Source organism: Pseudoalteromonas luteoviolacea NCIMB 1944, from assembly GCF_001625565.1.
Lineage (GTDB): Bacteria > Pseudomonadota > Gammaproteobacteria > Enterobacterales > Alteromonadaceae > Pseudoalteromonas > Pseudoalteromonas luteoviolacea_F.
This window is the reverse complement of sequence record NZ_AUXS01000045.1, coordinates 22,121-36,478: the sequence shown is the minus strand read 5'-3', so window position 1 is coordinate 36,478 and position 14,358 is coordinate 22,121. Positions and strand designations below refer to the sequence as shown.

11 protein-coding genes are annotated in these 14,358 nt (G+C 44.4%); 2 read left to right on the top strand and 9 right to left on the bottom strand.

Annotated features, from left to right (window positions below):
• Position 1 precedes the first annotated feature (1 nt).
• From N483_RS17780 to N483_RS17770, 3 genes are read right to left on the bottom strand one after another with little or no spacing between them, the layout of a single operon-like run.
• Positions 2–1,063, bottom strand: coding sequence for an efflux RND transporter periplasmic adaptor subunit (locus N483_RS17780; protein WP_023401282.1), 1,062 nt, complete (start codon positions 1,061–1,063; stop codon positions 2–4).
• Positions 1,047–4,340: an efflux RND transporter permease subunit gene (locus N483_RS17775; protein ID WP_023401283.1), complete on the bottom strand. Its 3,294-nt coding sequence runs from the start codon at positions 4,338–4,340 to the stop codon at positions 1,047–1,049. The genes N483_RS17780 and N483_RS17775 overlap by 17 nt, the downstream gene beginning before the upstream one ends.
• The gene (locus tag N483_RS17770; protein WP_036977121.1) at positions 4,340–4,657 is read right to left on the bottom strand and encodes an ArsR/SmtB family transcription factor; all 318 of its coding nucleotides are present in this window, start codon (positions 4,655–4,657) and stop codon (positions 4,340–4,342) included. Before N483_RS17770 ends, N483_RS17775 begins: the two co-directional genes overlap by 1 nt.
• Before the next feature lie 95 nt (positions 4,658–4,752).
• Here N483_RS17770 and N483_RS17765 point away from each other — a divergent pair, with 95 nt between their 5' ends.
• The gene (locus N483_RS17765) at positions 4,753–5,103 is read left to right on the top strand and encodes a rhodanese-like domain-containing protein (protein WP_023401285.1); all 351 of its coding nucleotides are present in this window, start codon (positions 4,753–4,755) and stop codon (positions 5,101–5,103) included.
• On the opposite strand, the gene N483_RS17760 is transcribed toward N483_RS17765, so the two are convergent.
• Positions 5,087–5,596 carry a DUF6653 family protein gene (locus tag N483_RS17760; RefSeq protein WP_023401286.1) on the bottom strand — a complete coding sequence of 170 codons (510 nt, stop codon included), beginning with the start codon at positions 5,594–5,596 and terminating at the stop codon, positions 5,087–5,089. The two genes, N483_RS17765 and N483_RS17760, sit on opposite strands and share 17 nt — an antisense overlap.
• 185 nt (positions 5,597–5,781) lie before the next feature.
• Between N483_RS17760 and N483_RS17755 the strand changes: the two genes are divergently transcribed.
• Positions 5,782–8,172, top strand: a complete 2,391-nt coding sequence (locus tag N483_RS17755) for a S41 family peptidase (RefSeq protein ID WP_023401287.1) — start codon at positions 5,782–5,784, stop codon at positions 8,170–8,172.
• A 4-nt stretch (positions 8,173–8,176) separates the two neighbouring features.
• Here the strand turns inward: N483_RS17755 and N483_RS17750 are convergent, their stop codons facing one another.
• The 5 genes from N483_RS17750 to speA all read right to left on the bottom strand — a co-directional run bounded on the left by N483_RS17750 (position 8,177) and on the right by speA (position 14,238).
• Positions 8,177–8,989 carry a substrate-binding periplasmic protein gene (locus tag N483_RS17750; protein ID WP_023401288.1) on the bottom strand — a complete coding sequence of 271 codons (813 nt, stop codon included), beginning with the start codon at positions 8,987–8,989 and terminating at the stop codon, positions 8,177–8,179.
• 239 nt (positions 8,990–9,228) lie between these two features.
• Entirely contained in the window at positions 9,229–10,410 is a 1,182-nt protein-coding gene (locus N483_RS17745; protein WP_023401289.1) for a mechanosensitive ion channel family protein, read from the bottom strand.
• Complete coding sequence (locus tag N483_RS17740; RefSeq protein WP_036977124.1) at positions 10,407–11,327, bottom strand: acetyltransferase; 921 nt, start codon at positions 11,325–11,327, stop codon at positions 10,407–10,409. Before N483_RS17740 ends, N483_RS17745 begins: the two co-directional genes overlap by 4 nt.
• A gap of 41 nt (positions 11,328–11,368) precedes the next feature.
• Entirely contained in the window at positions 11,369–12,247 is an 879-nt protein-coding gene (locus N483_RS17735) for an acyltransferase (RefSeq protein ID WP_023401291.1), read from the bottom strand.
• Between the two features lie 110 nt (positions 12,248–12,357).
• Positions 12,358–14,238 (bottom strand): biosynthetic arginine decarboxylase, encoded by a 1,881-nt coding sequence (gene speA, locus N483_RS17730; RefSeq protein WP_023401292.1) that lies wholly within the window; start codon positions 14,236–14,238, stop codon positions 12,358–12,360.
• Positions 14,239–14,358: the final 120 nt, after the last annotated feature.

Here is a 14,358-nt window from a genome sequence, read left to right as displayed (position 1 = left end):
GTCAAGATGAGGTACTGGAGGAAACGGCCAGTATCTCTCCCGCTTTTAATCCAGATAACACCACCACCTTGTCATTCAGTTGTCGCCCTAATCGAATTAACCGTCTTTGTTTTATTCCCTGTTCCACAACATATACCATACTCAATTGCCCAGTTTGATAGACGAGCTGACGTGGCACCACAACCCTCGATACAGGTGCTGTTGGTAGCGTGATTTGCGCATACATGCCCGGCTTTGCGCCCTTTGGAGGCGTGATGTCTAATTTTATTTCAAACTGCCTAGCGAGACTATCTGCCACTGGGACAATTTCACTTACGTGGCCCATCACGGACTTATCTAGCGCATCTAACTTCACTTGTAATGGATCACCGACACTCAGCTGACCTGCCAAGTTCGAGCGCACTGCACCACTAATTTGTAAACTCGCAGGGTTGAATATTTCTACAATCGGAACTCCAGGACTGAGCATAACACCGGGTTCTTGTAATCGCTCTACAACTAAACCCGCTATAGGCGCATGTAGCTGAGTATAACTCAAGGCCACTTGTGCACCATTTAACTGCTCACTCAGTGCCAGATGACGCGCCTCCAATTCATCAACCTTGCTTTGCCACTCATCAACTATATTTTTTGCAATAAGGCCCTTTGTAAATAGAGCTTCACTGCGCGTCAGTTGCTTTTGTGCTTGCAGCAATTGAGCTGTATTGGCTTTACTTTGCGCTTTGATCTCTTGCAATGCCGCGCGCAGTTCAGCGCCGTCCAATGTCGCCAATAATTGGCCTTTTTGAACTAGCTGACCAGCCCGGACTTCCAGCGTTTCTAATTGTGCTAAGATCCGACTCGCAACGAGGGTATTTTCACGCGCAACCACTGTCGCACTGACAATATCACCCGATGCCACTGGTTGTGCTTGCACAAGATATTGCTCCCCTTGATATGGCCCAGGTTTGGCTCGCAGCTGGGGCTCGCGCTTTTTGTCAAATACACCGGAAAAGGCGGCCAATAGAATACCTAGGGCTGCAAACGCACCCAACGCGACCCACTTTTTATTCACTAAGTGCATTTGATTTCCCCTGCTGAAAGTTGTCCGAAAATACCAAGAAATAAACCACTGGCACCACCACCAGTGACAGCAATGTTGACGCCAACGTACCGAATATAATAGCCAGAGCCAATCCGCTAAATACGGGATCTAAGATGATCACCAAGTTCCCAAGCATGGTCGTTCCAGCAGTTAGCAAGACTGGTCGCATACGCACTTCGCCCGCTTGGTAAAGCGCTTCTTTAATCGCCACTCCTTGCGCACGTTGTTGATTAACGTATTCCACTAAAATCAAGCTGTTTCGTACCACTATCCCGGCCAAAGCGATCATCCCAATCATAGCCGTAGCAGTGAATAAAATGGGCTCTGGCGCATCGGCAATGGTGCGTTCACCAAACTGATTCAACAACCAAAAACCGGGCATGATCCCAATCATTGTCAAAGGGATAGCCGACATAATAATTCCAGCCAAAGCACTCGACGCGGTTTGCCAACGTAAGATCACAAATATGGCCGTAAGAGCAAAAGCAAAACCAAGCCCCATATCACGAAAGACATCTACAGTAATACGCCACTCCCCCTCTCCAGAAAAGCGGTATTCTGTACCCTGTGGTAATTGCCAGCCCATGCCGGACCCACTATTGATAAATGTACGTTCCTGCCAATTTCGCTCCTCCAACCCTGCTGCTCTATTTTCATCACTGACAATATCTGCGATAACAGATGCGGGCGTGCGGCCGTTCAGTTCAGCCGTGATATAAATGACTTCCTTTAAGTCTTTTCGATAAATTGCTTGCTCTACAGACCCCAACTGCCACTTTCCTAATTCTCCCAATGGCACCAATGGCTTGGCGGCATCTTCAAGCGATTGATCAGACGCACTTTTAGCAAGCTCAGCGCGGCCACGTAGTTGCAGGGCATTAAGCATTGGCCACTGGTTTCGTTCAATAAAAGGCAATTGCAATTCAATTTCTAATGGCGTGGCTTCAGAAGGCACATGCAATGTGCCAGCAACTAGGCCTCCACTGGCTATTTGTAACGTTTGATTGACGTCCTGAGTGGCAATACCAGATAAAGCGGCTTTACTTTTATCCAGTATAAATCGTTGACGAGTCGCTTGAGGCTCCAAACTTGAATCAACTTCTACGACGTGTGCTTCTTGTGCCAGTCTACTTGCCAATATTCTTGCAGCTTGTTCATGAGTCGCTCTGCCTGTAAACATATCTGAGGCATATACTTCTGCAACCAAGGTCGACATCACTGGGGGGCCAGGTGGCACCTCAACGACTTTAATTTTGATGCCGTGAGTCGCGAGAGATGACAGTAATTTTCGCATCCTTAGCACCACAGCATGAGATTGGTGAACACGTTGTCGCTTATCAACCAATAGCACACGAAGTTCCGCAAAATAACTGCCATGTCGCTGATAATACCCTCGCACCATGCCATTAAAGTCAACACTAGAGGGCTGCCCGATATAGGCCGCGATAGACGACACCTCTTGTAGCTGCCAAATTACCTCTTGAATACGCTGAACCTTCGCAGCAGTTGCTTCTAAACTGCTCCCCCTCGGCATATCGAGTACCACTTGTACTTCATTCTTGTTATCGAAAGGCAAGAGCTTAAGTGGTACGGCACGCAGCAAGGGCAAACAAGCACTAATGACAAAAAGCACCAGTACAGTCCACAAAAGCCATTTGGCTTTTTTTGGCTGCGAGAACAAGGCTGTTAGTACTTTCCTATACCAACCCTGCGTGCTTTTTGGCGTTGTATGTGTGTTTTTAATTAGCAATTTGCTACCCAACCAAGGCGTAACAAATAGAGCCACTAAAGTGGACACAATCACGCTGACGGGAATATTAAATGCCATTGGCGCCATGTAGGGGCCCATCATACCGGTAATAAATGCCAGTGGAATAAATGACACAATGATGGTCAGTGTCGAAGTTAATAACGGCACTTTAACTTCAAGCATCGCTGAGGTAATAGCTTTGGTTTGTTTAGCGTGGCCTTGACTACGCCCTAGGCGACGCAAAAAGCGTGTCATATTGTCTACGCCAGTTATGGGGTCGTCCACCAATAGACCGAGTGCTAAGATCAAAGCAAATAACGTAACCCGATTAATGGTATAGCCAAATGCATATCCTAAAATCAGCGTTATGCCGTAGCAGATAGGGATCGCCAAACCAATCACCAAAGCCTGACGCCAACCCAAAAAGACGCCGACAAATATCACCACAGTTACTATGGCAAAAGCCAAGCTCGCGGTCAGGTTATTTACTTTTTCATCTGCGGTTTCGCCATAGTTACGCAGTACATGGTAGTGCACACCTTCTGGTAGTAACTCTCTGCCCAACTTGTCCATCATTGCAAGACTTTGCTTGGCAACTGTCACCGCATTACTGCCGCGCTGTTTGGCTACACTTAACGTTACCATTGGCAAGTTGCGTCGCTTTTCATCTAAGGTTAACCATTGATAATGCAGTGGCTCACTCGGACCATCTTTCACCTTGGCAACATCGCTTAGATAAATCTGCCTGTCATTAACCACATTGACAACCAACTTTCCGAGCTCAGCGGACGTACGTAATACATCACCTGCTTGCAATTGCCATTGCAGATCACCGACGACATAGCTGCCAACGGTCTGCAACTGATTCGCATGTTGGATAGCTCTCAGTACATCTAGCGGCGTAGTATGATGCGCCGCTAACGAACTTGCATTGAGTTCGACCTGAATTTGTCGCTGCCGCCCAGCTAATACCGTCACCTCACTGGTATCGGCAATTGTTTGCAGCTGTATCGAGACTTCCTGCGCGATACGAGTCAACTCGAAGTCACTATAACGACTCGGGTCTTCGCTATATAAGCCCAACATCAAGATCGCTACGTCATCTACTTCTACAGGCTTTATTTGCCACTTTTCAACAACGTGAGGCATGCGATCTTCATTGGCATACAGTTTTGTGTAGGTGTTGAGAATCGCTCGCTCGCGATCTTCGCCAACTTCAAAGCGCAATGTAACGGCAGCTTTGCCCGACACAGTCGTAGAATAGACATGCTCAACACCTGGAATTTGCCACAATAACTTTTCCAAGGGCTCAGTAACCAAACGTGTCACCTCAGGGGCCGCAATGTTTGGTACATCAACGTGAATATCTAAAATAGGCACGACTATTTGCGGCTCTTCCTCACGCGCAGTTTGATGTAACGCTAACAGCCCCAATACAATGCTCACCACTAGAATAAACAGAGGTATGCGACTGCTTAATAACAGTGTCATTACTCTAGCAAACATTAGCTAGACTCCCCGTCTACTTGAGGCTGACAAAACAGTTGATACAACTGGGCCAAAATCGCAGTGACCTTGTCATCAATGATGCGATAATAAATGACCTGCCCATCACGACGCGTCGCAACGACATTGGCTTTGCGCAGCCCAGCTAGGTGCTGTGACAAGGCTGATTGTGCCAAGGGCACCTGAGCATTTAACTCGCTAACGCTCATTTCTTGTTGCAATAAACTACACAATATCATCAAGCGATTTTTGTTGGCCATAAGCTTTAGCAAAGCCTCTGCATTCTCGGCACTTTTCGCCATATCTTGAACTTTCAATATCACGTCCAAACAATTTCTGTATGCCGAGATTATAGACACATACATTAGAAAGATCTAATATTAGTAAATTCTAATATAAAAGGTCATGAAATATGTTTCAACCTACTAAAGATCTGGTCACGGCCGTTAGAGCCAAGCAAAATTGTGTCGACGGTAAACAGGCAAAACAAGAGATCACAGTTAATCAGGGGCTCCTTATTGATGTTAGGGAAGCATCTGAATATCAAACAGGTGCTCCAAAAACAGCGATTCACATCTCTAGAGGTTTACTGGAATTTAAACTACCTGAACTAGCGCCAGACCCAAAAACGGCGATTTACTTGTACTGTGCCTCTGGCGGCAGAGCAGTGCTTGCTGCCGAACAGTTAAGACGACTTGGTTACCTAAATATTACCGTGCTCACGAGTTCGCCCGCTGAATTGTGTACTATTTTTTCGAGTTAATTGGTTTGTTCATGGGGTTTGCGTTTTCAACTTCATGGTAAAGCCACACCATGCGGTCTAAAAACCAAGTTTTAGTCAATATCAAGCCAACCGCCCCTACGCAGGTGCTGATCACTTCGTGGAAAAATAACCCCGCGACACACAACACAGTAAATATGCAGAGCAAAATTGAAATGACATCCAGCATTTTTGAATGGTGCGGCGGGATTTTTTCCGGTTGATAAATCAGTATGCGTTCACCTAATACGCTTTGTGACGTCCAATGACGAGTGTGTGGCGGCTTTTTGAAACACCTTGGGTTAACCCAAATCCAAACCATCAAGATCACCAAGATTGGCCAAAACCAGATATCTAGTATTTCTCGCCACCAAATGCAGGCAATCAACAAAGGTAAACAACTGTATCGAGTCCACACACTCCAAGGGTTTGCATGTCGCTCCCATACTTCCTCACTCATAGCAAAATACTTCGCGGCAAGATTTTCTAATCGCATCAACATTTGTCCTTAAATTCGTCATCATATACAGCCTAACCATGATCCGCACACTGAACTGTTTAAAAATGTAGCATCGTTACAACATTTGTTGACGTTTTTTTCCAACTCCCTTACAGCACGAATCAACGGCTATTTGTAGACTCGATGTCACTTTAATCACCAATTGCAAAGGATTGTTCACAATGATACTGGCACCTAAATACAAGTTATTAATCGCTGCGAGCTGCTTAATTTTGAGTGGTTGCCAAGACAATCAAGATCATCGAAGCGACTTGCAGCGATCAGCTGGTATATGGCACAAACCAGCTTATGGTGAAGCACTGCACATTACAATGAGCCGAGTATTGCGCTACCAGTACAACAGCTATGGCTGTATCCAAACGTCAGAAATGACCCATCAAGAAGCAAATCGCCATTTAGAAGTAAAGAAAGCTCACTCGGCAGAGCGATTGCGTTTAAACCACAAAGGCCAAGTTTACCCTATTGATTATAGACAGATAACTGCCATCCCTACGCAATGTGATAATCCAATTTCGACATCAGGCACAGTGTCTCCCATCATGGTATTTGACTATTTTTGGCATGCTTTTAATGATTACTATGCCTTTTTTTCAATACGCAACCTTGACTGGCAGACACAGTATGACCTCTACCGCCCACTCGTCACAGAGTCAATGACTGAGCAGGCACTATTTGATGTTCTCTCAAAAATGATCGCTCCTCTTCAGGATATGCATGCAAGTATTTCATCACCTCAACAAGAGTATTTCTCCAGCAAGCCGGTTCCCCTTTTAAATGCCGTGCGACAAAAAATGGCTAACCTAAGCTACCTAGGAGAGGATCATGATATGTACAGCATTTTTGAACGCTACCAATCCCAGCTACAATCCATAAGCCAACACTATATTACGCCAGACAGCCTCAAAACCGTGCCGGAAGATAGCCAAACTGCCACTGCAATATGGGGGAAAACAGCAGATAATATTGGCATTTTGGTGCTCAATAACATGGATAGCTACTCTGAGACTCAAACGGCCAATGAATCCCAACAGCTCTTAGCTGCCCATAAAATGATGTCGCGTGTAATGTCTGACCTTGGCGACACAGATGCCATGATCCTAGACATTCGCCACAATACTGGTGGAGATGATGCCATTTCGTTAGCCATTGCAGGCTACTTTGCCGACAAAGAAGTATTGGCCTTTAACAAACAAGCGATCAACCAAACTGGTCGAGGGATCCCGGTACGGCAAAAATTAACGCTTAATCCAGATGCCTATACCAAACCGATTTACTTACTCACTAGCCAACTGACGGTCAGCGCAGCTGAAGTATTTACGATGGCAATGGACCAACTTGACCATGTTACCAAAGTCGGCGAAGAAACTGCCGGCGCGCTCTCAGATGCATTGCGGTTTGAGTTACCTAACGGATGGCAAATAAGCCTATCCAATGAGATCTATCGCAATGCGCAAGGAAATATGTTTGAACATACAGGGTTTTCTCCTGATCATCATGTCCCCGCTTTCAGTCAACATGATATCGATATGCAGCGCTTTGAAACATATGAATTTGTGTTCAATAAACTCAATAAAGATCTGCGACCGACCATGACATTGACAGATTTTGAACGCGAAATAACAGCACTGCAAAAACAGGGAGACATAGCCACAATTGCAGTTAATATAGTGTCGCAAGGTCAATCAATATATAGCCAAGGTTTTACAACACATACAAGCAAGTTGGTCACTGCTGACACGCCATTTTACCTCACATCACTGAACGACATTTTAGTTGGTGCCACTATCGCTCACGCGAGTATTGATGGACATTTTCCTCTGGATGAGTCCATTGACGATATTTTACCTTTTGCCCTGGAGTATCCCGTTGATCATGACCACTCGATAACACTATCTAAACTACTTACACACACCAGTGGCATTGTTGACAACCGTGAGGTCCTCGACTGTGCAGTGCATACGGCAAATCCAGTGACGTCCTGTGTACACTCACACAAAGCCCGTGAAGATCTGCTAAAAGCTTATTTAAGTGCCGAAGGCCCGCTATATCAAGCTGGCAACTTTTCTAGTCACTATGGTGTTGCACCTGAGCATGCCGCCCTTTACTCACAAATGGGCATAGAATTGGCTACTTTTGTGCTCGAACAGAGTAGCCAAGAACCCATTTCGTCACTGGCACAACGTTATGTATTTGAGCCGCTCAAAATGCAAAATACTTACTGGCAGCATTCAAATGACTCAAACACCGCACACGCTCAATTTGTCTCCACGGCCAATGATTTGAGTCACTTACTTATCGCGAGTATGGACGAAGCCATTGCAAATGATACCCCACTACCAAATTACTTTTGGCATACCGACAACCAGAAATTTTACTACCGAGGTAATGTAGCAGCACCTAAAGCGCAGTTTTTTGCTGACTTATACAATCAAACGGGGTTTGTCATACTAACGGATTCGGATCCTGGCTCTAATAGGGCTGGCGCAGCATACCAAAAACTTGAAAAGCTGATATTTGATATGACTATGTATATGCATCACCAAATTAAGTAATAACTTAGTGAGGAGAAAATGAGGCAGCTGGCTCAATTAAGCTCGACGGGATTTTAGGTAGGTGATATGGCGCAACAAGTTGGTCTAGTGTCTTGTTTTTGGCCATACTGTGCATTTGCTTAGAAATGTGATCTCCCAATCTGGAGTTTGCAAATGACTCACTCATCGCCATATAGCCATAAATTGCTTGGGTATGGCGATATTGCATTTTCTTTAGTCTGTGAATCGGTTGGTCAAGTGCGTCCATTGCAATATCAGCCGTATCCTCCACCGCTATCACCAAATCGACTCGTCCTTTGAGCACTAAGTCAACAGCGACACGCTCAGAGGGAACGGCTATTTTATTTAGGCTATTGTCTTTATCAAAACGGGGAAAAAAGGCACCGCCACGCATCACTGCAATGCGTTTACCTTGCAAGTCTTCATAGCGTTCAACTTCAATATCACTGTTTTGCTGTCCATAAAACACAAATGATGAAGACAACACCATGTAAGGTGGCTCAACAAAAGACATGATTTTTTCACGTTCAGGAGTTCTGATTAGTCCCCCCATCACATCCACTTTACCTTTACTCAGTAAACGGACACAACGTGAGAAAGGGCAAGGCACCGCTTTTATCTTGTACTTTTTATCACTGGTCAATTGGGCATATTTGAGAATATCCAAGATCAAGCCCTGAGAGTGGTTGTTTTCACTCAGCCGGCTATAAGGAGGCGCATGATCCACAGCCACATGAACAATTTGCTCTACCGCTAGACTATACGTACTAAAAGTTAAAGCCAACACACTCTGTATTAGTACGTTATATAACTTCATTCGACCACCCACTTAAAAACACGCCTTTAAACACCAAGACATTGTGCGTACTTGCGATTACCTATGTCATGCTCTCCTGCTATATAACATATCTCATTGTCACGAAAATACCACAATAAAATAGTTTCCTGAACCACCACCATATCACAGACGAGATGACTACTCAGTCATTTTTTTACCAATGCGATTAACAGCTGATCCCGTCTAGGATAAAAGACAAGGATACTCCAGAGTGTGATTTAAGCCATAGCACTGCGTGTGTCAAATGTTTGATAGGGGCGTAGTTCAAACTCTTTAATGAGTAATAACATCTGGTCAAGTATATTAGCTTGAATGTGCTCATAGTTAACCCAACTTTTGTCTTTACTAAAACAATACAGCTCAATAGGCAGGCCATTATGAGTCGGAGAAAGCTCACGCACCATACAAATACACTCTGTATTTATTTCGGGCCGTTGTTTTAATAACAGTTCAGCGTACATTCTAAATGCTGTTAAGTTGCTACACATTTCTGGTAACTTTAATGCATTCAATTCCACAAACTTGTCTTTCAACACTACCAATTGCTGCTCAGACAACAGGGATACACTGTTCATATCTATTGGAATAGTACGCTTAATGCGTCGTCCAGCAGACTCTTGCATAGCACGCCAGTTTTTAAAGGAATCAGAGATCAACGCATAGGTAGGAATTGTTGTCACCGTATTATCCCAATTACGAACTCGCACGGTATTTAAACCCAAATCAATGACTTCTCCATCGGCACCAAAAGTATCAACTTGGATCCAGTCTCCCGTCGCAACCAGTTTGTTTGCTGCAATTTGTATACTCGCGACTAGGCCTAAAATAGTGTCTTTGAAAACCAATAAGGTCACCGCCGCGATGGCACCAAAGCCAGACAAAATATAGGTTGGAGACTTATCAACCATAGTACTGACAACCAAAACAGTTGTGACAATAAAGACCATCAGCTTGGCCAGCTGTACGATGCCCTTAATCGGAACGTCTTTCGCGAATTTTTGCTGCTGATATATTGCATGGGCAATATTCATCAAAGAGCTTACTAAAAAGCCAAAAGCAATAATTAAAATGACCTGCGCTAATACTTGTAATTGCGCCATGACCCACAAAGGCGCGACAAACAAATGTTTGTTAACCATCACAAACAACATACTACAAATAAGTAAAGCCACCCGGCCACTCAACTTACTTAATTGAGGAGCAAGAAACGCTATTTTTGCCTGCGAAAAACGCGATAGCATACGTTTGACTTTTGGAACCAATGCTAACTTGATCAGTGCGAAGATGATCACTAAAACAATCAACGACACACTATTTGTAAGAGAAGCTAGAACAAAAGGATGCATGTTAGCGCCACCAATAATTGGCGAGATCACATCTTGTACATGCATTGAGTTCATAGTGGTTTTACCTCTGTTGAATACTTCCCAGTTGCGTCATCGAGCCGTTGCTCTATGGCTTTAATTTGCAGAGATTTGTGTTGCCATAGTTGATTCATATAGGCCTGAAATTGCACGCGATACGCTTTATCAAGTTGATAATCCCCTTTGGGCAAGTCATCTATTGGAATATAGTCAACTTCCAGAGAAACCGCTTCTAACTGGCCACGGAAAAATGCGCGGCAAATATGCTCATCTTCACTATGATAAACCAAAGCTGTATTTAATAAGCCGTCAACCTGCTCACTCAACACATCTAAAGCAAAAGCAGTTCCCCCCGCTTTTGGCTTTAATAAATTATCAAATGGACTCCCTTGGCGCTGCTGTTTTGCCGCAGTAAAACGAGTACCTTCAGCAAAGTTTATTACTGTCGTAGGATGTTGTTTAAAGTTTTTACAACTCTGCCTGGTGCGCTCCACGTCCATGCGCTTTAATTTCGGGTTTTTAGCTATTTGCGCTTTACTAGCGCGCTTCATAAACGGCATATCCAATGCCCACGCTCCAGTTCCAATAAAAGGCACATATTTTAGCTCATCCTTAAGGAAAAATTTCGGAGCTGGCAGTTGATCTTGCGCACTTAGCACCACAATATCCAGCCAACTAATATGGTTGGAAACCAATAAATACCAACCATTTGTCGATACAGACTGTGGGATCTTGACGTCCATCAGCACGCCACCTAGTTTTAATCCAATGCGATTTCCAAGACACCATTTGTGGTAAGCCCAATGCAATAACACAGAGACGGATTTGGTGCGGATACACCATTTAGTCACACCAAGTAATAGTACTATCACACCCCAGAACACGGTGTTTAGTAATAAAAATAATGTTCCAACTGCACCGTAAAACCGCCTCGGTAATATACTCTTCATTATTTCTGTTCCTATACTCGCTGCTTATTCCGTGTAGAACCTGTTTACTTCGAAGGCGTTGCCAGCTCGTCGATGCTCTTGTCTTTTTCAGACCATAAGCGATTAAGCTCCCCTTGAAATTGCACCCGAAACTCATTGTCTCCGGTGTAATCCCCCACCAGCTTATCACTGACTGGCATCAACTCGACCTGCACGTTAATTTGGCCTACTTTTCCAGCCACAAAGTCCATAAAAGTAGGCACGCCATTTGGATAGTGGATGGTTACATTGACCACTTGATTGATCTGCTCCCCCATGGCTTGCATGACAAAAGCTATGCCCCCAGCTTTAGGCTTGAGTAAGTGCTTAAATGGACTGTTTTGTCTTTGATGTTTTTCTTCGGTATAACGGGTTCCTTCAACAAAGTTCACAATACTGACAGGCATCGTTTTAAACTTTTCACACGCCTTTCTTGTGGTTTCGATGTCCTTGCCTTTGAGTTTAGGGTTTTTTCTGATCTGGCTTTTACTGGTACGAGTCATAAATGGAAAGTCCAGTGCCCACCAAGCTAACCCCAAAAATGGCACGTACAGCAGTTCTTTTTTGAGAAAGAAGTTTAAAAAAGGAATTTTGCGATGCAGTACTCTTTGCAATACCAGTATATCAACCCAGCTTTGATGGTTGGCGATCACTAGGTACCAATCTTTTGTATCCAGTGCATCAGCGCCTGAAACTTGCAAATGATAAGGCGAAATAAAGCTCTGATTAATGTTGTTGCCAGCCACCCACAAGCTCGCACATGCTTTTGCCAATTTACTCAATAAGCGCTGCAAAATGGGGATCGGTATCAGTTTTAATACGCCACAAATGAAAATCGGCACGAACCACACTAATGTATTTAGGACATATAAAATAAGCCCTACGATTTGACGGACTAGCGACATGCAAAGTTCCTTTACTACTATTATTTATTCGAGGACATCTCATCACAATTCATATGTGATGAGGTCATCATACGCATTTTCAAGGTCAGAAAAAATCTGAGCAGTACTTATCAATCTTCAAAGTATGTATATCCAGCCAAACCCGAATTGAGCTCTTGTAAAAATGCGTGTTGTGTTTGCACAGGCAAAGCCGTGGCATTTATCTGAGAGTTAAAATTGTCGACCAATTGCTGTTTGTCATAATGTACAAAGCGCAATACATCTTCGACGCAGTCCCCTTTAAGCGCATTTGTCAATTGATAACCTTGTTCAGTGAGCTCAACATGAACTGAGTCCGTGTCGCCAAATAGGTTGTGTAAATCTCCCAATATCTCTTGATATGCACCGACCATGAACATGGCTAAATGATATTGCTCTGCGCTGCGATATTGCGGCATTGGCAAACTGGATTCTATTCCAGCCCCTTCAACATACTCGCGAATTTGCCCATCCGAGTCACAGGTAATGTCTTGGATGATGGCTCTTTGAGTTAAGGGTTGATCTAGGTTGGCAATTGGCATGACTGGGAACAACTGCTGGATCCCCCAAACATCCGGCAAAGATTGAAACAGTGAAAAGTTCACAAATAGCTTGTCAGCCAATTTCTCATTTAAATCATCCAACACTTCTCGATGTGCTCTAGATTGCGTACTCAGGCTGTCACGTACATTTCTCAATATTGTAAAATACAAACGTTCGATCTGCGCCCACTGTGCCATCGTGATAAGACCATGAACATATTGATCGTGGGCATCTTGGAACAAATGCATCGCATCATGGTAGGTTTCCAAAGCCAACCTTGGCGTCAATCGCGACAGCGATAGCCGTAACTCTTGGATCAAATGGTGTTCATCTCCAGACACCTGATCTGGCACAGCTTCGCAAGGCGCCGTCTCAATATCAATAACATCCGTAATAAGTACCGCGTGATGGGCGGTTAGTGCTCGCCCAGACTCGGTAATTATATCTGGATGAGGTAAGCCGTGTTGTTCTGCAACTTCAGCAAATGCGTTCACCACATTTCGGGCATATTCACCAACGGTGTAATTCATAGAGCAAGCGCTGCGCGAGCCCGAGCCTTCATAGTCGACCCCGAGTCCACCACCAACATCAACGGTTTTTAACGGTACACCCACCTGTGTCAATTCAGCGTAGTGTCTCGCACACTCTCTCAGTGCACGCTGAATATCGCGAATATTGGCAATTTGAGAGCCAATATGAAAGTGTACCAACTGCATCAAGTGCAGCTTATTGTGACGGCGCAATGTCTCTACCGCATTGAGCACTTGTCCTGCGGTCAGACCAAACTTGCCCTTTTCTCCACCCGTATTTTGCCACTTGCCCTTTCCGATTGAGTTGAGGCGAATGCGAATGCCAATGGCCGGCTCGATTTGCATGTCATCTATTTCAGCAATGAGTGCATCCAGTTCAGACAGCTTTTCAACCACAATCTGTACCTTGTGCCCCATGGCTTGTCCAATCAGTGAAAGACGAAGAAACTCTCTGTCTTTGTAGCCATTGCAAACAATCGTAATTGGTGAAGTAGCGAGACCCAAAATGGCCATCAGCTCAGGTTTAGAGCCCGCTTCCAACCCCACTAACCCACTTGGATGACTGAGTAGCTTACTGACCACAGAACGCTGCTGATTAACTTTAATCGGATAAACACAAGTGTATTGACCATGGTAGCTCTTTTGAGCACGTGCATCTTCAAATGCGTGCGTCAGTGTATCTACTCGGTTTTGCAAGATATCGGTAAAGCGTACCAAAACAGGTAGCGTCAGCCCCTGTGCTTTAAAACGCTCGGTAAGGTCAGATAATGAAATAGGGCTTTTGCTACGATCGCCATCTGGATAGGCAACTAACTTACCAGCATCATCAATATCAAAATAACCATCACTCCAATGTTGTACATTGTATGTATTACGTGCTGTATCGACTCCCCACTCCATCATCTTCTCTGCTAAATAACTCTAATATGCCGCTCATTTTAATACGCTTAAGCGTGATTAGCGATAGGGGGAGGTCGCTTTTCTATGCACTTAGGGACGCAATTTATGGTAAACAGACAA